This is a genomic window from Mucilaginibacter ginkgonis (assembly GCF_009754905.2).
Taxonomy (GTDB): domain Bacteria; phylum Bacteroidota; class Bacteroidia; order Sphingobacteriales; family Sphingobacteriaceae; genus Mucilaginibacter; species Mucilaginibacter ginkgonis.
This window is the reverse complement of record NZ_CP066775.1, coordinates 1,206,863-1,229,772: the sequence shown is the minus strand read 5'-3', so window position 1 is coordinate 1,229,772 and position 22,910 is coordinate 1,206,863. Positions and strand designations below refer to the sequence as shown.

Genomic DNA, 22,910 nt, shown 5'->3' with positions numbered 1-22,910 from the left:
GGCTTTCTTTTTTGGTTAAATGTTATTGAAACCCAACCTTTATGCCGCCGGTTTCATTATTCCTCGCAGCCAGGTGAAGCACAATTCCTTTATAACGTTTCTTCAATCTTTCGGCGTTATCAGTAATCGTCGAATCGTTTTTAGGGTTACGTAATGGCACATCAAATTTGATGTCTGTATTCTTACCCTTCATATCGTAAGTGCCGGCTATGTCGGCGTTAATGGCGCTCGAACTTAGCTTAATAGGGTTAATCACGATATCGCTGCCTTTAATATCAAACACAGCATCTAATCTTGGAATAGTGATATAACCCATCCGCCTGAATGGGAACGCGTACTTCCCTACCGATTTTAAAACGCCGAAGTCTATCAGTGCGCCATTAACCAGGCTGATGCCCACCTTTCCGTTTATTGAATTTTTTACAATGCTGCCATCGCTTTTCATTACGCCGTTAATGTTAGTGCTGGCAGAAAGATGGCCTTTAAGGTTTTGATACGTCGGCGATTGCAGACCAAAATTGTCAAACGATTCAAAAAATTCGCGAACATCCACATTGTTAACAACGGTATTAATGGCAAACCTGTTTGAAACATCGCTTTTAATAAGGTTACCTTTTATCAGCAGCGATCCGTCGGCATGTTTTAGATTAATAGATTTAATGATGATGCCGTCCTCAGACATTAACAGCTCCGCATTCATATCTTTAGCCAAAAACTTTTTGTAATGCACATTAGCCACATGCATGTGCATATCTGCTTGTGCCCTATCAACAACGTTACTTAACTGGTCAATCACGTTTCCACTGTTACCCCGCGATGCTGCTTTAACAGAGGCTTTTTTATGCCCGCTTAAGAAACCCATAAACTCTGCCAGGTACATTTGCGGACTATTGATCTGCCAATCCACAATGATCTTTTCGGGCGCGTTGTAATACAAGTTTAAAAAGTTGTTGACATGGCCGTTCATCAGCACTATACTTCTTCCGCTTTGCAGGCGAATATTATTAAGCACCAGGTCATTCTTAATAAAATGCATAGCCAGAGATGTGTTCTTCAGATGCAGGTTTTCAGGCACGTAAACCATATCTGCATTTTTAAACGCTATATCACCCGCCACAACAGGCTTGTTCAAACGCAGGTTTATAATGTCGGCTTTATAACGCAAGTTCAATGCAGCAGAACCACTTGTAAAGCGCACTACTCTACCTGTTATATCATTCAAATTGGTAAGCGAAAATTTCGATACAAAATTGCCCGTTGCTATAGGCGTTTCCAGGTTGATGATACTACCGGTGTCGATACGGATCGGCAGATTTTTATAAGTGCCTGTAAACTTAGTGAGTTTGATAACTGAGTTTGGGTCGCCCAAAGGCTTGGCCTTATCTACTTGATTGGTAAACAGCACGTTAAAATTGCAGTTGGTAATTTCTGCTCCCGGAATAATAAGTTTGTTGTTTTGGATTACCGATGTAATGTATAACAAAGGGTCGCCGCCACCAAAGCTACCTGAAATGCGCGCGTCCAGGGGTATTGGTTTTTCAAACCCAAACTTGTAAAGCGTTTTGCTGATGTTAGCCGCGACTATCGATGAGGCGCTTTTCCAGGCTATGCCATCAGAAACTAAATGGAAAGAAAATTTGCGCGATGATCCATCCGGCGAAAACAATGCACGCAATTTAAATACATCGCCGCTAATGCTCAGGTTATCTGATGCGACGTTTATCTTACCACTTTTTTCATTGTAGCCGGCAGTCATATCAGCTTCTATGGCTTTATCTTTTAAAAACGCGCCTTTTTGCATATTGAAGCCCAAGCTGCGCGACATTACGTCCAAGTGGATCTTGCCGTTCCAGCCTGAATCAGGGAAATTCATTTCGCCGTTTAGTTTATGCACGTCAAACTTAAACAGCTTTTTTGCTTTGCGGTTGTCTATAGAGAGGTTTACGTTCGACAAATTGAATTTACCCAGCTCGGCAGACGCGCTACTGCCGTTTTTGTCATCGGCTTTCTTTTTATCACTCTTTTTAAATACCGATGCATTGCTGTAACCTGTGCTGTCTGTAAACAGATCAATGTCGGCATCGCTGATATCAATGTGGCTGACACTTAAAGTGCCGTGCAGGAGAGCCGCGGTATTTACAGAAACGTCTAATGTTTTGGCATTGAGCAACGTGTGCTTATGCTCGGCAAAGCGTTTGTCGCGGATAAGCACGTTCTTTAATATAAGCGAGTATCCCGGAAAGCTGGTAAAAAACGAAGAACTCATATCACCTATAACTATCTGCCCGTCTACATTTTTCTTTAACTCGGTGTTGATCAGCGCCAATACTTTGGCTTTATGTGTATTTACATATAACGTTAAGCTAATAAGCACTACCAACAGCAGAACGATCAGCAGGCCCAATATTTTAAGCGAAGTTTTTAACCACTTAGGCATATAAAAATTTAGTGTATAAGCCCATATACGTAGTTTTTGTTTGTGGGAGATGTTTTAACGCAATATGCTAACCATGAAAAGGGTTAAAATTCCGCGTGCCAACTTCCATTCCGGCGGCCCGGCAAACGGTTTTATCACCGTATTTAAAATTGATGGTGTCCATGGCCTGGTATAGCTTTAGTTGTTCCTCATTATCATCAAACAGGTTGATCTGGTAGTTGCCGCGCGCCAGCTGGCTTAACCGCACACCAATCAGCCGCACCTTTCTGTTACGGTTCCAGGTTTTTTGCAATAGGTTTTTAATACCGGGGATAAGGATGTGTTCGGCCGCGTTAAGCGGGATCTTCTCCTGTATGGTGTGCGTTTCAAAGTTGCTATAACGGATTTTGACTGCCATACAGCCTGCTATCTTATTTTCTTTACGCAGCTTATAGGCCAACTCTTCTGTCATAGAAACTAAAATGGTTTGCAGCGTACGCTCATCTGCTGTGTCGGCATCAAAGGTATGTTCAGTAGAAATAGATTTCCTTTCGGAATGAGGTATGATCTCGCTGCTGTCTATGCCCCTAGCCTTTTCCCAGATATATTGGCCGGCACTGCCAAATAGGGTCTGCAGAAAGCGCAGATCCACGTGTTGCAGGTCTCCTATTTTCTCTATGCCGTAAGTGTATAATTTTTCGCAGGTCTTTTCGCCCAGCATCGGGATTTTACGTACTGGTAGGGGCGCCATAAAAGCCATCTCCTTACCATGCGGAATGTATAATTGCCCGTTTGGCTTTGCCTGGTTGGTGGCCATTTTAGCAACGGTTTTGGTAGATGCCATACCGAAAGAGATTGGCAGGCCCGTTTCCTTGATGATACGTTGCCGTAAGTTGGTTGCCATTTGGTAACAATCGTAAAAGCGGTCCATTCCGGTTAGGTCTATATAAAACTCATCCACAGAAGTTTTTTGATACAAAGGGACTGAATCGTGGATGATCTCTGTTACCTCGCGCGAAGCTTCGCCGTAGCGGCCATGTGTCCCCCTGACGACTATCGCATCCGGGCAAAGTTTTAAGGCCTGTTTCATAGGCATAGCAGAATGCACACCAAACTTTCGCGTTTCGTAACTGCATGACGAAACCACGCCCCTGTCTGCAGAGCCACCAATCAGAACAGGCTTACCAATAAGCGCCGGATTAAACTTTCGCTCAACAGAAACGAAGAACGAATCAAGGTCGATATGAACGATATACCGCTTAGCCATTACATAACAAATGTGGAAAAATTAAATTTAAATTGCTAATATAATTAGCAATTTTGCGCATCTATCTATTACCGTCATGACCGGATGCAGGGACTACAATGTACTTTTAAGACCAGATGAGCTGCTGTGTTTTGAAATAAGCAACCTTAAAGGATTTGCCTACTCTTTAATAGGCGAGTACAAATCCAGGCAGTCTACCGCTCATATCTCTGTAATGATATATCAGCGGCAGAAACCTTATATAATGGAACAGGCTATTGATAATTTGAACATACGACTTCGGCAGATGCCCGCCGTGAAACTACAGCTGAATAACTTTAATTTCTTTATCCATAAAAATGATACGTTCGACATTTATGCGGCCATTGAACCTTCTGCTGTTAGTGATAAATGGTTTGCAGAACTGCGCAAACAATTCCGCATTTCCAAAAGTCAGTTGCTGCCGCATATTAGCATCGCGAGAGCGATAAGTGTTGATCAGTTTTACAGGCTGTGGCCTCGTTTCAGGTATATGAAATGCCGCATCACATTTCACATAAATTGCATCAGCATTCTAGAACGCGACTCTTTAGACAAGCGCCTAAAATGGAATATCTACCGGGAAGTGTTCCTAAAAACCAAAGATGAGCAGATGTTGCACGCAATTTAATTGACTGCAAGTCAGCATGTAACCGTGCGTATTTACTATAAATGCGCAATTTTATACCTTTTTGCTATATTTGCGGTGGGTAAGTCTTTTACGACCAGCTCCTCTTGAACTCCCCCAGGGTGGGAACGCAGCAAGGGTAGAGGGTTGTAGCGGTGCGATAAAAGTAGCTTACCCATTTTTTGTGCCTTATTGTTTCATTCCGCAGGCACGCCTTTTTACACAAGTGCTATAAACAAAAAGGCGCTCCAATAAATTATAGGAGTATGAAAATTCAGCATTCCCAATCAGGCAAAACAGGTTCGTTTTTTATTGGAGACAATGGCAGCCGCCTTGCCTTGCTTGAATATAAAATGTACGGCGATGTGCTGGACATTATCCATACAGAGGTTGATCCAAGTATGCAGGGACGCAGCATAGGCTACCAGTTAGTTGAAGCTGCAGTTATCTTTGCAAGGGACAATAAATTAAAGATAAGGCCATTATGCAGTTTTGCCAAGCAGGTCTTTGATAAGGAATTTAAAGACGTTCTGGAACAGGCCTAAACATCCATGTACGACATTATCATCATAGGCGGTGGCCCCATAGGATTAGCTTGCGGTTTGGCAGCTCAAAAGGCAGGCTTATCATCTCTAATATTTGAGAAGGGCACACTGGTAAATTCCCTGTACAATTACCCTTCTACCATGACCTTCTTTTCTACTTCAGAGAAGCTGGAAATCGGTAACGTACCTTTTGTAACTACGCATGTAAAGCCCAATCGTGCCGACGCGCTGGAATATTACCGCCGTGTGGCGCTATCCAACCAATTGCCGCTTAACCTTTTCGAAGAGGTTACTGACATACAAAAAGCAGAAGATGTGTTTACCGTAACCACATGTAAATCTGCCTATAAGGCTAAATACGTCATAGTTGCGACCGGCTTTTATGATATATCTGTAAACCTTGATATACCGGGAGAGAACCTGCCAAAAGTAAAGCACTATTATTTGGATCCGCATTATTACACCCTTCAAAAAGTCATTGTGGTGGGCTCGAGTAATTCGGCCATCGATGTGGCGCTTGAAACTTATCGTAAGGGTGCAGAAGTAACCTTAGTGATCCGCGGCAGCGAAGTAAGCAACCGCGTTAAATATTGGGTAAGGCCTGATATCATCAACCGCATTAAAGAAGGCAGTATTAAAGCCTATTTTAATTCGGAGTTGAAAGCAATCCGCGAAACCGAAGCAGATATACAAACGCCCGACGGCAAGATCACCATTGCTAACGATTTTGTAATGGCTATGACGGGTTACAAGCCAAATTTTGATTTCCTGCAACAAATTGGCATTCAATTATCTGAAGACGAAAGGTTTATTCCTACGTACAATAAGGATACTATGGAGACCAATGTTGATGGCCTATATCTTGCAGGGGTAGTTTGCGGCGGGATGGATACCCACCTTTGGTTCATAGAAAATTCACGTATACACGCCGATATAATCCTTGATGACATTGTGCGAAAAAATACCTTATCCTAAAATCTTTTCTTTAATAGGATAATAATTTTAACTTGCTGACATATTCGCCCGCGATAAGCGTTCGCGTTTTTTTGCCGGTCAAACTATTGATACCCTAATGTCTGAACTATCTTCCGGTCTGCCAGCTGCAGAAACTTCAAAAAGTGAGCAGCCTGCTGCCAGCCGTTGCGTATTACTGGCCGAGGATAACATGGTAAACGCGTTGGTTGCCACAAGGTTGTTAAGCAAATGGGGCATTACAGCAGACCACGTTGAAAATGGTTTGGAAGCAGTAAGGATGGCATCCCAAAAAAGATACGACCTAATTTTAATGGATATTCACATGCCCGAAATGAACGGATTTGAAGCTACCAAACAAATACGCAGCACTGCAAACCCTAACAGCACCACCCCCATTTTCGCGCTTACTGCCGACGTAACAGCCAGCGACCAGGCGGCGTACGCGAGCTATTTTACCGGCTTCTTGAACAAGCCTATCGAGGTAGACAAACTACAAAAAGCCGTTTTGAATAACATCTGACAAGGCCATGAAAAAGGGACGTTTAGAAGCTTTCAGCGATGGTGTTATCGCCATAATCATCACCATTATGGTACTGGAGCTTAAGGTCCCGCACAGTGCCGATATAAAAGCGCTCGAGGAGTCCGTCCCGGTTTTTCTAAGCTACTTGCTCAGTTTTATATATGTCGGCATTTACTGGAACAATCACCACCACATGCTTTATCTGGTGGAGAAAATAAATGGCCGGGTGCTGTGGGCAAACCTCTCGTTACTCTTCTTTTTGTCACTCATACCTTTTGTAACAGCGTGGATGGGCGAAAACCACTTTGCTAAATGGCCTGTCATCTTTTACGGTTTCGCGCTTTTAGCAAATGCCATTGCGTATTCCATCCTCGCCTTGTTCCTGGTTGCGGACAGCCATGCAAACTCTCCGTTGGCCGATGCGATTGGTAAAGACTGGAAAGGTAAAGCCTCTATCGTAATCTACATAACAGGCATTGTCGCCGCTTTCCAATGGCCAATAATAGGAATGGCTTGTTATATCATTGTCGCAATGATCTGGTTCATTCCAGACAACCGCATAGAACGCAGGGTATCAGAGCGATAAGGACATACTCAACTTAGATTGCATCTAAAATTTTACATCCTGATACGGGCAAGGCTGTCTGTTTATTACTACCTTTCAATTCTCACCACAAACTTTGCATCATGAAAAAACTTTACCTGTTTACTCTATTGGCCTTGCCATCTTTTGGCGCCTTTGCTCAAAACGCTGTTACGTACAAATTACCGCCAAAAGATATGGCAGATATGCTGTTGGCAAAACCAATACCTGCTGTAAGCGCCGATTCAAAAGGCGAATGGATACTACTTTCAGAGCGTAACTCTTATCCTTCTGTCGAAGAACTGGCACGCCCCGAGTTGCGTATTGCAGGGTTGCGCATAAACCCGGCAAACTTTTCATTAAGCCGCCAAACATTCATAAATAACTTTACGCTAAAAAATATAAGAACAGGGCAGAGTTACCCGGTTACCGGCTTACCTTCTCCCCTGTTTGCCGGCAACGTTCGCTGGAACCCTGCCGAAAATAAAATTGCGTTTACGCAAACAGGAGCCAAAGCGGTTGACCTGTACGTGATAGACGTTGCAACTAAAAGAGCGGTAAAGATCAACAAGAAACAACTGAATACTGTGCTGAACCCCAACCTGGTTTGGGCAGACAACAGCAGTCTGCTTTACCGCGTGGCTGTACAGCCGGTTACTATGGCCCCGCCGGAACCAAAAGTCCCTACCGGTCCGACTGTTCAGCAAAGCCTTGGTAAAAAGGCACCAAGCGCTACGTATGAGGACTTAATTAAAACGCCATATGATGAACAGCTATTCGCGTTTTACGGCACATCTCAACTGGTAGAAAACCACAATGGTATTGAAACCGCTGTTGGGAAACCTGCCATTAATACAACGATCACACTGTCGCCCGATAAGAAATACATGATGACCCGGACCTTAAGAAAACCTTTTTCTTACTTGGTTACGGCTAATGGTTTCCCATCTACAGTTAAAATCACCGACCTAAAAGGTAATACGGTAAAGGTTTTGGCAGAGCTGCCATCGAGCGAGGGTACGCCATCTGGGTACGATAACACACAAAACGTCGACCGCGCATTTGATTGGCGAGATGATGAGCCCGCAACCATTACGTGGGCGCATCCATTAGACAGCGGCCGCATCCGTAAGAAGATGGATTATCATGACGCAGTATATGCCTTAAGCGCGCCATTCAGCGGCCAGCCGATTGAGTTATTTAAAACGCAATACCGCTACCGTAACACCCAATGGGGCAACGCCGATTTGGCTTTAGTTACCGAAGGCTTGCGTTCTAAACAACTGGAAAAGGTTGACAGATATAGCACCACTGCAAACAAACTCGAGAAACTGTACGAACGTAACAATAACGATCAGTACGGCGATCCCGGCGACCCGGTTACTGTTAAAAATAAATTTGGCCGCGACGTAATTTATGTTTCTGACAACGGCACTAAATTGCTGATGAATAACCGCACAGGCGCTTCTAAAAATGGCGACCTGCCTTTTTTAGCTAAGTTTGATCTAAGCAACGCTAAAGAAGAAATTGTATGGCGCTGTCAGGAAGGCTATTACGAAACCGTAGTTGATGTGTTAGACCCGGCCAAGCTTGTGTTGTTAACCCGCCGTGAGTCGCAAACAGATGTGCCAAACTACTACATAAAAAACCTGGTGTTGAGAATGGCTGACCGCAAGATCACAGATTTTCAAAACCCGTATCCGCAGTTGGTTGGCGTGAGCAAACAAAAGATCAAATACAAACGTGCCGATGGTGTTGACCTCACCGGCGACCTGTATTTACCAAAAGGTTACAATAAGGACAAGGATGGCCCGCTCCCTGTATTAATATGGGCTTACCCGCGGGAGTTTAACTCGGCCTCTGATGCTGCACAGGTACGTGGTTCACAATCGAAATTTACAGTTATTGGCGGCGGCAGCCCGGTGTTTTACGTTACCCAGGGATATGCCATTTTAGATAATGCCGAAATGCCTATTGTTGCCAAAGAAGGTAAAAAGCCAAATGATACCTTTGTAGAGCAGCTGAGTCTAAATGCCGAAGCTGCCATCAATAAATTGGCAGAAATGGGCGTTGGTGACAGAAACCGTGTTGCCGTTGGCGGGCATAGCTACGGTTCCTTTATGACGGCGAACCTTTTGGCGCATACCAACTTGTTTAAAGCAGGTATCGCTGAGAGTGGTGCTTATAACCGCACACTTACTCCATTTGGATTCCAGAACGAAGAACGTACTTATTGGGAAGACCCGAAGCTTTATTACGATATGAGTCCGTTTAGTTTTGCCGATAAGATCAAGACGCCGATCCTGCTTATCCACGGCGAAGCCGACGACAACCCGGGCACCTTCCCTATCAACAGCGAGCGTTTGTTTGCCGCGTTAAAAGGTCTTGGAGGCACTGTACGCTTTGTTTACCTTCCGTACGAGGCGCATGGCTACCGCGGCAAAGAAAACCTCTTACATAAGATCTGGGAGACCAATGAGTGGCTTAACACTTATGTGAAGAATGCCAAACCGATTGAAACCGCAAGTAATTAATGATAAAGAGCCACGAAATGTGGCTCTTCTTGTATTATTACGAATGGTCATGCCACCTAATTATTATGCTGAGTATTTTAGTTTACTCTCAGACTTTCTTTCTTAAACGCTCAATCGCCGCTAAGGCTTATTACTTTTTCCTTTGATGAAAAAGTAACCAAAAAATCAAGGCAGAAAAACGGTTCAACCCGCTCTGTCGTTTTTTGACGCTTTTTCGGTTACAGCCCTAAAAAGCTAAAACGACATTCACGCTAACGCCGGCCCGCCTTTTCTGCCGGGGCCACCGCTTTTTAGTGTAAAAAGTTCAAACGTCAGCGCGCAGCTTCGGGTGAAGGCAGACAAAACAATGGTGGACTTGAGCGTTGGGAAGGGCATTGGAGATTTTCGCACAACATCTTACATGCTTTGCAAGTTAATCCGGCGAAAATATCCCAGCCCGTGGTTTTGTTTGGCTTGCAGGATAAGGCCATGTGCGGCGAAGAAGCCTTGCGCTGACTTGGCACTTTTGGTTCTTTTGTTGCTAAGACAAAAGAACATAGAAGAAAATTAAAGCGCCTTTATGCGATCAACTGCTCCTTTTAGTTTGAATGCGCTTACCCCTCGCTCCACCTGTAACTCTCATTATCCAACCCTGCAAGATCTATAACTCTGTTGATAACAGTTAGTGCCACGTCTTCGATGGTTTGCGGCAGGCTGTAGAATGATGGTACCGCGGGACAAATGATTCCGCCGGCAAGAGTAACGGTTTCCATGTTGCGTATGTGTACCAGGCTAAGCGGAGTATCGCGTGTAACCAGTATCAATTTGCGTCGTTCTTTTAGGATCACATCCGCCGCGCGGGTGATCAGGTCGTCAGATATACCTGCGGCTATTCGGCCTAAAGTCCCCATTGAGCATGGCGCTACTATCATAGAATCAAACCTGGCAGAGCCGGAGGCGAACGGCGCCATAAAATCGTGCTTGCCATAAAAATCGAAAGGATAATTGTTGTAGTGATCGTTCTGTAACTCAAACTTCCAAATGTCTTTGGCATTGTCGCTCATCACCACCGCAACGGCATCCATCTGCGCCTTCAGCTGAACAAGTTTATCCAGCAAAACCTTTGCATACACAGATCCGCTTGCCCCGGTTATGGCAACAACAATTTTCTTCATGGCTTTCTAACACTATTCGCGCTGTAATGTTACAGAAATAGGAGCATAAAAAAGGGTCGGTTACACTGTACCCGACCCTACATCTACCTATGAAAAACATGCCCTTGGAGGGCATAACAAACATAGTAATACTTTTTTAATTTATAAACAATTTTTTTAAAATAATTTAACATAATTATTCCTCGTTTTTTTCAATTAATGTCTGGATTATACCATCGACCATACCTACACTCGGTACATAAATATTGCGTATATCGGCCCATTTCATCACAGTAAGATATATTTCGCATGCCGGTATGATCACATCGGCCCTATCGGGATTCAAGCCTACAATGCTAATGCGGTCTTTAAGCGAATATGAATTTAAGTTGTTATACAGGTCGCGCAGTTTCGTTAGAGTTAAGGCAGAACCCTCTTTTTCGCCCGATAATTTGAACAATTTATTGATGTTGCCACCAGAACCGATCGCCGAAACGTTCTTTAATTTGCGCGCATTGGCAAAAATAAAATCCTTCATCTGGTCCCAGGTTTCTTCTTTATCCTGGTTATCCAGCATCCTAATGGTACCAATATTGAATGACTGCGACGCTACCAACTTACCTGCGGTAAAAATAGAAAGCTCTGTACTGCCACCGCCAACATCCACGTACATGTAGCTTTTTGTATTATCAAGGTTCATTTCGATATGGCTGGCGTAAATGATATTGGCCTCGCGCTCGCCATGCACTATCTCCAGGTCGATACCCGCTTCCTGCTTCACACGCGCCACTATTTCCTGTCCGTTCGAGGCTTCTCGCATAGCCGAGGTAGCACAAGCCATATATTCGGTCACCTTGTAAACGTCTATCAGGTTTTTGAACGCGGCCATGGTTTTCACCAGATCGTCGGCCTTTTTCTCAGATATAAACTGGTTAAGAAATGCGTCGTCTCCAAGTCTAAGCGGCACACGTATAAGGGTATTCTTTTTGAACGATACAGGGGAATTATGTTTATTAATGTCGGCAATGAGCATCCTCACCGCGTTTGATCCTATATCTATAGCTGCGTATCTCAATTTATCAGGTATTTTTTTCTTTTAAATAATTGTATATCTCTATTTGCGAGCGGTGTGGCTCTTCATCTTTTGTCTTTTTGTATTTGTTAGCACCGTCGCCGCTAAGTATGCGCGCCTTGGTATTATCGGCCAGTTGTATTTTAATGATGTCTTTAACAACCTGCTTTAATTTCTCGTCATATATCGGGAAGCCAACCTCTACCCTGTTGTCAATGTTGCGGGTCATCAGATCCGCAGAGGTAAGATAAACCAGCTCCTTACCACCATTACCGAAGATCAATGCGCGAGCATGTTCAAGATATTTATCTACGATACTGATGACGTTAATATTTTCGCTGTAGCCCTTCACACCCGGCACCAGACAACACATGCCGCGGACTATCAGGTCTATCTTTACACCCGCGTTACTTGCTGAATAAAGTTTTGCTACCAGGTCCTCGTCAGACAGACTGTTCATCTTCAGAATCATGTAGGCTTTTTTGCCGGCCTTTGCAATCTTTATCTCGTTATCTATCAGCTTGTAAACCGCAGGACGCGAATCGTAAGGAGACACGATTAAACTCTTCAATCCTTTGGGCAGTTGCCCTTTCTGCAGATCGCGAAAAACGCAGATCAGATCGTCTGTAATTTTTTTGTTTGCTGTAAATAAAGTGTGATCGGCATAGATAGAGGCGGTTTTTTCGTTGAAATTGCCGGTAGACAAACATGCGTAATAAGCGAGCTTACCTTTCTCCATACGGCTTACCAAACAAGCCTTAGCGTGCACCTTGTAGTTTGGTATGCCGTAGATAACGTTTACACCTTCTTCCTCTAACCGGTTGCTCCAGTAGATGTTATTTTCCTCGTCGAACCGCGCGCGTAATTCAACCAAACAAACTACCTTTTTTCCATTCTTAGCTGCGTTGATGAGTGCGTGCACTACACTAGAGTTCTCTGCAAGGCGGTACACACTGATATTTATCTCGCGTACTTTAGGGTCAATAGCCGCCTCGCGCAAAAAGTGAATGGTATAATCGAACGACTGGTATGGCGTGCTTACCAGATAATCGTTCAGCATGATCTGGTTAAGGATACTTTTGCCGAAAGACAGTCCCTTTGCCGGCAACGGTGTATAGCGAGAATATTCTAACTCGGGCTTATTAACGTTTGGGAACTTTATAAAATCCTTAAAATTGTGATAGCGGCTACCCGGGATAAGGTTCTCCGGCCTGGCGTTTAATTTCAGTACCAAATTGTTCACCATGTCTGCAGGCATATCTGCATCGTATAGCAAACGCATAGGCTTGCCCTTTCTACGTTTCTGCAGGCTTTTCGTTAAGGCATCTATAAACTTTTCGCTTACTTCTTTATCAAGATCAAGTTCGGCATCGCGGGTTAGCTGAATGGAGTATGCCTCAATAGAATCATATTCGAAAATGAAAAAAATGTCCTCAAGGCTGTAACGAATAATATCATCAAGCAGGATGATGAAATTCAGGTCATTGGTTTTAGGCAACACCAGAAAGCGGGGCAAATTTGCCGGGAACTCTATTAGCGCATACCTGATCCTTTTTTTGAGCGTAAGCTTTACAAAGAAATACACAGAACGGTCATTCAGCTCGGGGATGGCCGAGCTTTCATCGAGCATTACCGGTACCAGCGTGGTAAGCAGCTTGCTCCTGAAGTACTCTTTTACGAATGCACCACGTGTTACGTTAAGTTGTGTATCGCTAAGGATAAATATCTTCTCTGCCGCTAATTGCTTAATGATAATGTTTTCATACAGGTTATTAAACTTACGCTCCTGTTTAATAACGATGCTTTTTATCTGCGATAATACCTTTTTGGGATTGTAACCAAGTAAAGCTTTGGCTTTTTCGTTTAGATTGGCCAGGCGGCTTAATGTCGCGACACGTACACGGTAAAACTCGTCCAGGTTTGATGAAAATATGGCCAGGAATCGTACTCTATCAAGCAACGGTACAGTCGGGTCTGCCGCTTCCTGTAAAACACGGTCGTTGAAATATAACCAGCTTATCTCTCTGTTTATTAAGGGTATATGTTTGTCGGTCGGCATAAATAGATAGCAGCGATAAAGCGCGGTACGCAAAGCTGCCCATTTAATTGTTAATATAATATTAAACTAAATGTTTTACGGCTGATGTTAAGTTAACAGCAGCTTTTACGCACGGGCTTTTGTGCTACGCGCAATGTATATATTACTCGCATCAAAAAGCTACATTTGTTTTAAACATCATACCATGCCATCATTTGATATAGTAAGCAAAATAGACGGGCAGACGCTCGACAACGCGATCAACAACGCGAAAAAAGAGATATTGAATCGTTACGATTTTAACGACTCTAAGAGTACCGTTGACCTCGACAAAAAAAGCAATGAGCTAACGATTATTACTGAGAACGACATGCGCCTGAAGGCCATCGAAGATTCGATCATCAGCCGTATGATGAAACAGGGCCTTGACCCAAAAGCTTTAGATTTTGGCGACGAACAGTCGGCATCTGGCAATATGATCCGCAAGGCAATTAAAATTAAAGAGGGCTTAGATAAAGAAGCCGCTAAAAAAGTGGTTAAGAAAATCAAAGACAGCGGCTTAAAGGTTCAGGCTTCCATAATGGACGACCAGGTGCGTGTCACTGCCAAAAAGATAGATGATCTGCAAGCGGTGATCAGCCTTTGCCGCACCGAAGATTTTGGCCAGCCGCTACAGTATATTAACATGAGGAATTAGGGGCTATCAATTAAAAAGGTCATGCCGAACTTGTTTCGGCACCCCACATTCTCTACACATGGATTTAAACTCCGGCTATATATACATCATGTCAAACCAATATAGAACCACACTTTATATAGGCGTCACAAATGATCTCAGAACCAGAGTCTGGCAGCATACTAATCGACAAGGGTCAGCTTTTGTAAAATATTACAAGCTATTTGATTTAGTTTATTTTGAATATTTTGAAAGAATAACTGATGCCATTGATCGCGAAAAGCAATTGAAAAATTGGCATCATAAATGGAAAGAGAACCTAATCAGGACAAAAAATCCTACCATGAAAGATTTAAAAGAAGAACTCGAAATTCAATTTTGAGTACCGTTATGGGGTGCCGAAACAAGTTCGGCATGACAATTTGGTATGATACTTTGTTATAACAAAAACGGCCCCGGAAATCCGAGGCCGTTTTCAATTAAACTAAACCAACACTGTTATGAAAACAATCTTTCTTAAGCCCTCTCCTTCGGGGAGGGTTGGGAGGGGTATTATTTTACAGCTATTTCTCTGGTCTGGAATTTCGCTTCTTCTTTTTTAGCTACAGCCAATTTTAACACACCATCTGTATACTCAGCTTCGATGTTCAATTGGTCTGCGCTCTCAGGCAAGGTGAATGATCTTACAAACGAGTTGTAAACAAATTCTTTCTTGCTGTATTTTTTGCCCTCTTCAATATTCTCTGATTTTTTATCAACAGAAACGCTCAAAACATTTTTATCAAGGCTGATCTTAAAGTCTTCTTTGCTTAAGCCGGGAGCAGCCATCTCAATGTGGAAATGATTATCGGTTTCTGCAATGTTCACTGCTGGCGTTTTAGTAACCATCTTGTCGGTGAAATAAGTATCGTTCAGGATAGAATCAAAAACATCATTAAACCATGGATTTGCTACCCTATTTTTTTGTCCGTTGTTAAATTTTACTAGTGTCATTTTCTTAAGTTTTAAAGTTGTAAACCATTATTCAACTCGCATGCCGATTGAAAAGTAAAGTTCCATTAAAGACAAAATGTCCGATAAAATATTTTACAAACGACAAAATGTCGGTCTCTATTCCTTTTGTAGTGTCACTTAATTTTCGTGTAGTGCCAATAAGTTGACAGCGTTTTTGTGGAAATTATCAACGTACTGATATAATAACGAGTGCATATTAATTTTATAAGCGTCTGTAAATCAGTTAATAGCAACATAATCTAACTTGCTTAAAATTCTGCAAGGTGTTTCAGGTGTTTCAACTGTTTCATGCGAAACACGACACAGCAAGACCTAAAGCAAATGATTATCTTGCAACACCATGCTTGAGAATTACGACCTGCATAATTTATTGGTGCTCGATATAGAAACCGTTCCGCAATATGCCTCCCACGACGAAGTCCCCGATAACTTTAAGGAGCTTTGGGCGAAGAAAACGGTCTATCAGCGCAAGGAAGAAACACCGGAAGATTATTACCGCATGGCAGGCGTACTTTCCGAGTTTGGCAAGATCATCTGTATATCGGTCGGCTTTTTCACGCTTAACAATGGTTTCAGGGTTAAATCTTTTGCCGGACATGATGAAAAGGAACTGCTAATTAACTTCGCCGACATGCTAAATAAGCAAAGCCCCAACCTGATGCTTTGCGGCCACAATGCAAAAGAGTTTGATTTCCCCTACATCTGTCGCCGTATGTTAATCAATGGTGTAAGGCTACCTGTCCAGCTACAACTGAACGGCAAAAAGCCATGGGAAATTAATCACCTGGATACCATGGAACTTTGGAAGTGCGGCGATTATAAAAATTTTACGTCGCTGAACTTGCTGACAGCCATTTTTAACATCCCCACCCCGAAAGACGATATAGACGGCAGCCAGGTAGGCTATGTGTACTGGGTTGAAAACCGCCTTGACCGTATTTGTGCCTATTGCCAAAAGGACGTGATCGCCACTGCACAGTTGGTTAAACGTTTCAGGTTTGAAGAGCTGATACCCGAAGAGAATGTAATAATAGTTTGATTAGGTCATGGTTGATGGTCATTGGTTATAAATAAATCATTTTATCGAGCAATAAATTGCTATGGCTATGAACTATCGTCTATAGACTACAAAAACCCTACCTTAGCCCTATACACATCTACCCATGTCTAAAAAGAAACACGCGGCTAATTCCATAAAGCAGGTCCTTACCCGCATGGTGCTCGATATATTTGATAAAGACGGCAAACAGGCTCTTAATTACAAGCAAGTTTCAGCCAAGCTGAATATCCACGACGATGAGTCGCGCCACGCCATTCTTGAAATATTAAAAGAAGAAACCAAACGGAACATTCTGCGCGAGGTATCACCAAATAAATTCCAGGTTGTTGAATTAAAGACCTTTGTTGAAGGCCGCGTTGACATGACGGCGGACGGCTCGGCGTTTATTGTAACAGATGACGAATTTGAAAACGACATTTTTATTGCACCACGCAAACTGCGCACTGCGTTGCACGGCGACAGGGTGAAGATATACGTTTATGCCAAGGGAACAGGCAAGCGTAAAGAGGGCGAAGTAATGGAAATCATCAAGCGCGCCAAAACCGAGTTTACCGGTATTGTTAAACTTTCTGAAAGGTTCGCGTTTTTTGTGCCCGATGACCGCAAGATGCTGCATGACATCTTCATCCCGCTAAATGATATTAACGGCGCAAAAAATGGTGTTAAAGCTATAGCCGAGATAACAGATTGGCCGCCCGAGGCAAAGAATCCCATAGGACGCATTAAACAGGTGCTTGGTACACAAGGCGAGAATGATACCGAAATGAACGCTATCCTGGCCGAATATGGGTTCCCGTTATCATTTCCGAAAGAGGTTGAAGCCGAAGCTGAAGCAATTTCAGATATCATCTCTAACGAAGAGATTGCCAGCCGGCGCGATTTCAGGGACACGTTGACGTTCACCATCGATCCTTTTGACGCGAAAGATTTTGACGATGCCATCTCTTTTAAAATATTAGAAAACGGCAACTACGAAGTGGGTGTACATATCGCTGATGTTGCGCATTATATCATCCCCGATTCAGCGTTAGACAAAGAGGCATTTGATAGGGCTACGTCGGTATACCTGGTTGACCGTGTTATACCTATGCTGCCCGAGCGTTTATCTAACGGGTTGTGTTCTTTACGGCCAAACGAAGATAAATTATGCTTCGCCGCCGTTTTTGAAATGGACGAGAAGGCGCACATCATCAACGAGTGGTTTGGCAAGACGGTGATTCATTCTAACCGCCGCTTTACCTACGAAGAAGTGCAGGAAGTGATTGAAACCCGGCAAGGCGATTACACCAATGAGATCTTACAACTTAATGAACTGGCGCACATATTGCGTGACCGGAAGTTTAAGGCAGGCGCCATCAGTTTCGAGACTACAGAGGTTAAGTTTAAACTAGACCCGAAGGGTAAACCTATCGGCGTATACGTGAAGGAGCGCAAAGACGCTCACAAATTAATAGAAGACTTTATGCTGCTGGCCAACCGCAAGGTTGCCGAATATGTAAGCAAGCTTGGCAAAGGCAAACACAAGTATACGTTCGTATACCGTGCCCATGATTCGCCAAAGCCCGATGCGCTGGCATCTTTCGCCACTTTTGCAGCGCGGTTCGGCTACAAGATCAACACCCGCACAGATAAGGAAACGGCTAAGTCTTTAAACTACCTGATGACAGATGTGGAAGGTAAGAAAGAACAAAACGTACTGACGCATCTGGCAATCCGCTCTATGGCCAAAGCTATCTATACCACCAAAATGAGCAGCCATTACGGACTGGCTTTTGACCATTATACCCACTTCACGTCACCTATCCGTCGCTATCCCGACGTGATGGTCCACCGCCTGCTTTTCCACTATTTAAATGGCGGCCAAAGCGTTAATGCCGAGCATTACGAAAAGCTTTGCCAGCACAGTTCAGAAATGGAGAAGAAAGCCGCTGATGCAGAGCGCTCGTCGGTAAAATATAAACAGGCAGAATACCTGAAAGAACAGATCGGCACTATCTTCAACGGCGTAATATCGGGAGTGACGGAATGGGGTATGTACGTAGAGATCATCGAGAACAAATGCGAGGGCATGGTTCGGCTCCGCGATATATCCGACGATTTCTACACTTTAGACGAAAAAAATTATGCCATTATCGGCCAGCGCAAAAAGAAGGTTTACCAGTTGGGCGATGAGGTCCGCATCAAAGTAAAAAACGTGGATCTCACTAAAAAACAGATTGATTTTTCGCTGGTAGCTGATTAGCTTTGCCACCATTAGCTATGACCGAACTTAAAGACCTGCAGCTCATTATTGACGAGGCAGTAAAAAAATTAAACTACCCCGCTCAGCCGGCAGATCTTTACGAACCTATCACCTATATTCTTTCCATCGGCGGCAAACGGCTAAGGCCTGCCCTGTTGTTAATGGCTTGCGACCTTTTTGGCGGCGACATAAACGCGGCCATCCCGCCTGCTCTAGCAATCGAGGTATTTCACAACTTCACATTAATGCATGACGACATTATGGACAACGCGCCCCTGCGCCGCGGCCGTGAAACCGTGCACCACAAGTGGAACCAAAACGTAGGCATCCTTTCGGGCGATGCCATGCTGGTTGAGGGCTATAAGCTAATGATGCAGGTAGATGACCGCATTCTGCGCCCGGTTATGGAGATATTTAACACCACGGCAACGGCGGTGTGCGAAGGCCAGCAGATTGATATGCAGTTTGAAGAGCAGGATAATGTTGTCATTGGAGACTACCTGGAAATGATCCGTCTTAAAACCGCTGTTGTACTGGGCGGCGCGCTTAAGATCGGCGCACTGATTGGAGGCGCCGATAAGCAAGACGCTGATCTGCTTTACCGTTTTGGCGAACAGTTAGGTATCGCGTTTCAATTACAGGACGATATCCTTGACGTGTACGGCGACCCGGAAAAATTTGGTAAGCAGGTGGGCGGCGATATTATCGCTAATAAGAAAACTTTTTTGCTGTTAAAAGCGCTTGAAACTGCAAACAATACAAAACGCACAGAACTGGAAAGCTGGCTGAGTAAAAAAGACTTTAACGCCATTGATAAAGTAGCAGCGATTACTTCGATATACAACGATTTAGGCATTCAGAATGATGCCATTGCGGCTATGCAAACCTATGCGGATGAGGCATTCGCGGCCTTAGAGGCGATAAACCTTCCGGCCGAACGCAAGCAATACCTTAAAGATTTTGCCGACGATCTGCTGGTAAGGGAGAAATGATTGCCTCAACCAGTCAGACAACACTCTCACCACTTTGTCATTGCGAGGCACGAAGCAATCCGGGTATAAAATACCGCTATATCATGCCCCAATAGCCATTGCTAAGGCATGATCAACCCGGCCAAAAAAAATCCCCATCCGTTAGTTAACGGACCGGGATTTCTATATCATTAACGCTTCCGCGAAAATTATTCTTGATCAGCAGCAGGCTTAGCTTTAGGAGCTTTCTTTGCTTTAGGAGCAGCTTCTTCTGTAGCTTCAGCAACCGGTGCTGCCTCAACTGCAGGAGCTTCTGCAACAGAGGTTTCAGCTACTGGAGCAGCAGGTGCTTTTTCTGCTTTAGCTTTCGGTGCAGGCGCTGCAACTTCTGCTACAGGTGCTGCCTCGAAAGGTAATACAGAAACGTATGAGCGGTTATCTGCCTTTTTGCGGAAAACAACGTTACCGTCTATCAAAGCAAATAAAGTATGATCTTTACCGATACCTACGTTTTTATCAGGGTTGTGTTTGGTACCACGCTGACGTACGATGATGTTACCGGCAATTGCAGGCTGACCACCAAATATCTTGATACCTAAACGTTTACTATGCGATTCGCGGCCGTTTCTTGAACTACCGGCCCCTTTTTTGTGTGCCATTTCTTAATGTCTTTTTTGGGTTAAACCTTTAATTATAAAGTGATACCGGTAATTTCAATCTTAGTGAATTGCTGGCGGTGACCATTTTTCTTTTTGTAACCTTTACGGCGTTTCTTTTTGAAAACGATCACTTTTTCACCTTTAACATGAGACACGATCTTAGCTGAAACCTTTGCTTTAGATAAAGCTTCTCCTAAAGAGAATTTACCTTCGTTTTCAGCCAATAATACTTGGTCAAATTCAATACTAGCGCCCTCATCTCCTTGTAAACGGTGTACAAAAAGCTGCTGGTCTTTTGCAACTTTAAATTGCTGTCCGGCTATACTTACTATTGCGTACATTGGTTAATACTTTTGTTTGTTTAAAAATTCGAGGTGCAAATATAGGCATTAGCTTTGTGATTGGCAATGCCATACCAAATTATTTCTGCTGATTGATCTCGGCCTCATCGAGCACCTTTTGAATCTCTTTTATCAACCGCTGGTTAGCATCCTTGAGGCTCGGGTCGCCGTTGAACATGGCATCGAAATTTACGGTCTTACTCTTTTTCGCGTAGTTCAGCTGAATGAGATAGTGCGGTACGTTGTGAATTGTTGTATCGTCACCGCGCTCATCGCTTGGGAAGTTCCAAAATCCCAGGTCCGAAGCTTTGCGATGGATATACAACAGTTCGTCGTTGCTTAAGCGTACTGTTTTAGTCACCTGTTTACCGCTGGTAGTAGTGTAAACATATTCGCCGGTTTTAGAATTGTAGTGATTTACCAGGCTATCACCCTTGCCATATTTAAAAACTATCGACTTAAAATCTTTAAACCTGTATGGCGCGTTTTTAACCATCATGCCGTAGTAATACCCGCAATAGATCATAAACGGAACAATGATGGTGGCTGCAAGAAATATCTGCCGGGATTTGGTGGAACGCATATTTTAATGAGTGAATGATAGAATGAGTGAATGATAAATCTCCCTGTCTGTCATTGCGAGCTGCTGAAAGCAGCGTGGCAATCCGGGCATAAAACCACCTTAAAGGATTGCTTCGTACCTCGCAATGACAAGGTGGTTATTTTCGGATGCAAAGTTAGTAAAACAAAAAGAAGCAACTTCGAAATTGAACATTCGAAATCCGATATTCATCATTCTTCCTCAACCATTGGTTGCTCCTCGCCCAGCTCCCCCTCCCATTTGCTGACAACCGCAGTTGCCATAGCGTTACCCAGAACGTTGGTGGCTGAGCGGCCCATGTCTAATAATGGATCAATGCCAATCAGCAAGCCAAGACCCGCTTCGGGGATGCCAAACATAGCAATAGTCCCTGCAATGACTACCAGCGACGCCCGCGGAACGCCCGCCACGCCTTTACTGGTCAGCATCAATATCAGCAACATGGTTAGCTGCTGCACAAAACTTAAATGAATACCGTATGACTGCGCAAGAAACAGGGAAGCAAAGGTCATGTACATCATGGAGCCATCAAGATTAAATGAATAACCTAACGGCAAAACGAAGCTCACGATCTTGTTACTGCATCCAAAGCGCTCTAATTCAATAAGAACACGTGGGTAAGCCGCCTCACTGGTTGATGTACTGAAAGCTACCAGCATGGCATCTTTAATATTATTCACCAGGCGGAACGCGCGCTTGTTGAGGATAATAAAGCCTGCCGCGATGATCACCACCCAAAGTATTAGCAGCGACGTGTAAAACTCCCCAATGAAAATGGCGTAGGTAGATAAAATACTTAACCCCTGTTTTGCAACCACTACGGTTATGGCGCCGAAAACCGCTATTGGCGCCAGCTTCATTACGTAACCTGTGATCTTTAAGATAACGTGGGCAGCCGAGTCCATAAACTCGACAACAATATGCCCTTTCTCGCCTATCGCGCCGGTAGCTACGCCGAAGAATAACGCGAAGATCACAATCTGCAAGATCTCGTTATTAGCCATCGATTCGATGAAACTACGCGGAAAAACATGACTGATAAAGTCGCGCAGGGAAATAGCAGCCGCCTTTATATCCGTTCCTAAATGACTGTCGGGTAGCGGTAAATGCATCGCCTCGCCCGGGCGGAAGAAATTAACCAAAAGCATACCCAGAAGCAGCGAAACCAGCGTAGCACTGATAAACCAAAGCATAGTTTTACCACCGATACGTCCAACAGAACCTGCATCGCCAACCTTGGCCACACCTACCACAAGCGTGGTAAACACCAGCGGCGCGACCACCATTTTAATGAGCCGCAGAAAAATATCACTCAGCACGCTAAATCCGGTCAGTTTATCTTCGCGTTCGGTATCAGCTTTCTTTTTAGCTTTTTGCAGGTCGGCTTTTTGAAGTTTGAGAGCCTTAAATTCGGCAGTGGTGGTGTCCTTCACTTCTACCAGCCTCACGTCGGCAGCTTTGATCTGCTTATCTGCCTGGCTTATCTTAATGTTAAGCTGATCTACAACTTTTACGTTATAAACAGAGCCTACGAAGATGCCGGCAATAAGCGCTATGAATATGAAGAGGGTAAGTTTGTTTCGGCCCATAAATGCAATTGAGACAACGAAACTACAA

21 protein-coding genes and 1 other RNA gene are annotated in these 22,910 nt (G+C 43.9%); 12 read left to right on the top strand and 10 right to left on the bottom strand.

What is annotated here, in order from left to right; all coding sequences use genetic code 11:
• Window positions 1–22 precede the first annotated feature (22 nt).
• A complete protein-coding gene (locus GO620_RS05685) occupies window positions 23–2,437 on the bottom strand; it encodes an AsmA family protein (protein ID WP_157523523.1) in 2,415 nt (804 codons plus the stop codon).
• Between the two features lie 67 nt (window positions 2,438–2,504).
• Window positions 2,505–3,683 carry a DNA polymerase IV gene (dinB, locus tag GO620_RS05680; protein WP_157523522.1) on the bottom strand — a complete coding sequence of 393 codons (1,179 nt, stop codon included), beginning with the start codon at window positions 3,681–3,683 and terminating at the stop codon, window positions 2,505–2,507.
• 76 nt (window positions 3,684–3,759) lie between these two features.
• On the opposite strand from dinB, the gene GO620_RS05675 reads away from it, so the two are divergent.
• The 7 genes from GO620_RS05675 to GO620_RS05645 all read left to right on the top strand — a co-directional run bounded on the left by GO620_RS05675 (window position 3,760) and on the right by GO620_RS05645 (window position 9,486).
• A complete protein-coding gene (locus GO620_RS05675) occupies window positions 3,760–4,332 on the top strand; it encodes a 2'-5' RNA ligase family protein (protein WP_157523521.1) in 573 nt (190 codons plus the stop codon).
• A 77-nt stretch (window positions 4,333–4,409) separates the two neighbouring features.
• An RNA gene (ffs, locus tag GO620_RS05670) (signal recognition particle sRNA small type) lies at window positions 4,410–4,509 on the top strand.
• A gap of 86 nt (window positions 4,510–4,595) precedes the next feature.
• Window positions 4,596–4,874: a GNAT family N-acetyltransferase gene (locus GO620_RS05665; protein WP_157523520.1), complete on the top strand. Its 279-nt coding sequence runs from the start codon at window positions 4,596–4,598 to the stop codon at window positions 4,872–4,874.
• Between the two features lie 6 nt (window positions 4,875–4,880).
• Window positions 4,881–5,849 (top strand): YpdA family putative bacillithiol disulfide reductase, encoded by a 969-nt coding sequence (locus GO620_RS05660; protein ID WP_157523519.1) that lies wholly within the window; start codon window positions 4,881–4,883, stop codon window positions 5,847–5,849.
• A 97-nt stretch (window positions 5,850–5,946) separates the two neighbouring features.
• Entirely contained in the window at window positions 5,947–6,369 is a 423-nt protein-coding gene (locus GO620_RS05655) for a response regulator (RefSeq protein ID WP_157523518.1), read from the top strand.
• A gap of 7 nt (window positions 6,370–6,376) precedes the next feature.
• Window positions 6,377–6,955 (top strand): TMEM175 family protein, encoded by a 579-nt coding sequence (locus GO620_RS05650; protein ID WP_157523517.1) that lies wholly within the window; start codon window positions 6,377–6,379, stop codon window positions 6,953–6,955.
• 101 nt (window positions 6,956–7,056) lie between these two features.
• Window positions 7,057–9,486 (top strand): S9 family peptidase, encoded by a 2,430-nt coding sequence (locus GO620_RS05645; RefSeq protein WP_157523516.1) that lies wholly within the window; start codon window positions 7,057–7,059, stop codon window positions 9,484–9,486.
• A 593-nt stretch (window positions 9,487–10,079) separates the two neighbouring features.
• On the opposite strand, the gene GO620_RS05640 is transcribed toward GO620_RS05645, so the two are convergent.
• The 3 genes from GO620_RS05640 to ppk1 all read right to left on the bottom strand — a co-directional run bounded on the left by GO620_RS05640 (window position 10,080) and on the right by ppk1 (window position 13,750).
• Window positions 10,080–10,640 (bottom strand): UbiX family flavin prenyltransferase, encoded by a 561-nt coding sequence (locus GO620_RS05640; RefSeq protein WP_157523515.1) that lies wholly within the window; start codon window positions 10,638–10,640, stop codon window positions 10,080–10,082.
• Between the two features lie 175 nt (window positions 10,641–10,815).
• Window positions 10,816–11,694, bottom strand: a complete 879-nt coding sequence (locus GO620_RS05635; RefSeq protein ID WP_157523514.1) for a Ppx/GppA phosphatase family protein — start codon at window positions 11,692–11,694, stop codon at window positions 10,816–10,818.
• Between the two features lie 4 nt (window positions 11,695–11,698).
• Window positions 11,699–13,750, bottom strand: coding sequence for a polyphosphate kinase 1 (gene ppk1, locus GO620_RS05630; RefSeq protein ID WP_157523513.1), 2,052 nt, complete (start codon window positions 13,748–13,750; stop codon window positions 11,699–11,701).
• A 184-nt stretch (window positions 13,751–13,934) separates the two neighbouring features.
• Between ppk1 and GO620_RS05625 the strand changes: the two genes are divergently transcribed.
• The gene (locus GO620_RS05625; protein ID WP_157523512.1) at window positions 13,935–14,426 is read left to right on the top strand and encodes a YajQ family cyclic di-GMP-binding protein; all 492 of its coding nucleotides are present in this window, start codon (window positions 13,935–13,937) and stop codon (window positions 14,424–14,426) included.
• A 58-nt stretch (window positions 14,427–14,484) separates the two neighbouring features.
• Window positions 14,485–14,787 carry a GIY-YIG nuclease family protein gene (locus tag GO620_RS05620; protein WP_157523511.1) on the top strand — a complete coding sequence of 101 codons (303 nt, stop codon included), beginning with the start codon at window positions 14,485–14,487 and terminating at the stop codon, window positions 14,785–14,787.
• A gap of 170 nt (window positions 14,788–14,957) precedes the next feature.
• On the opposite strand, the gene GO620_RS05615 is transcribed toward GO620_RS05620, so the two are convergent.
• Window positions 14,958–15,398, bottom strand: coding sequence for an Hsp20/alpha crystallin family protein (locus tag GO620_RS05615; protein ID WP_157523510.1), 441 nt, complete (start codon window positions 15,396–15,398; stop codon window positions 14,958–14,960).
• 361 nt (window positions 15,399–15,759) lie between these two features.
• Here GO620_RS05615 and GO620_RS05610 point away from each other — a divergent pair, with 361 nt between their 5' ends.
• The 3 genes from GO620_RS05610 (at window position 15,760) to GO620_RS05600 (ending at window position 19,713) form a co-directional block, all read left to right on the top strand.
• Window positions 15,760–16,458 carry a 3'-5' exonuclease gene (locus GO620_RS05610; protein WP_157523509.1) on the top strand — a complete coding sequence of 233 codons (699 nt, stop codon included), beginning with the start codon at window positions 15,760–15,762 and terminating at the stop codon, window positions 16,456–16,458.
• 124 nt (window positions 16,459–16,582) lie between these two features.
• Window positions 16,583–18,721 carry a ribonuclease R gene (gene rnr / locus GO620_RS05605; RefSeq protein WP_157523508.1) on the top strand — a complete coding sequence of 713 codons (2,139 nt, stop codon included), beginning with the start codon at window positions 16,583–16,585 and terminating at the stop codon, window positions 18,719–18,721.
• A gap of 17 nt (window positions 18,722–18,738) precedes the next feature.
• Window positions 18,739–19,713, top strand: coding sequence for a polyprenyl synthetase family protein (locus tag GO620_RS05600; RefSeq protein ID WP_157523507.1), 975 nt, complete (start codon window positions 18,739–18,741; stop codon window positions 19,711–19,713).
• A 188-nt stretch (window positions 19,714–19,901) separates the two neighbouring features.
• Here the strand turns inward: GO620_RS05600 and rpmA are convergent, their stop codons facing one another.
• The 4 genes from rpmA to GO620_RS05580 form a co-directional block, all read right to left on the bottom strand.
• Complete coding sequence (gene rpmA / locus GO620_RS05595) at window positions 19,902–20,351, bottom strand: 50S ribosomal protein L27 (protein ID WP_157523506.1); 450 nt, start codon at window positions 20,349–20,351, stop codon at window positions 19,902–19,904.
• A gap of 32 nt (window positions 20,352–20,383) precedes the next feature.
• Window positions 20,384–20,692 (bottom strand): 50S ribosomal protein L21, encoded by a 309-nt coding sequence (gene rplU, locus GO620_RS05590; protein ID WP_157523505.1) that lies wholly within the window; start codon window positions 20,690–20,692, stop codon window positions 20,384–20,386.
• A 79-nt stretch (window positions 20,693–20,771) separates the two neighbouring features.
• A complete protein-coding gene (locus tag GO620_RS05585; RefSeq protein WP_157523504.1) occupies window positions 20,772–21,275 on the bottom strand; it encodes a hypothetical protein in 504 nt (167 codons plus the stop codon).
• Between the two features lie 209 nt (window positions 21,276–21,484).
• Window positions 21,485–22,882 carry a dicarboxylate/amino acid:cation symporter gene (locus GO620_RS05580; RefSeq protein WP_157523503.1) on the bottom strand — a complete coding sequence of 466 codons (1,398 nt, stop codon included), beginning with the start codon at window positions 22,880–22,882 and terminating at the stop codon, window positions 21,485–21,487.
• Between the last annotated feature and the right edge of the window lie 28 nt (window positions 22,883–22,910).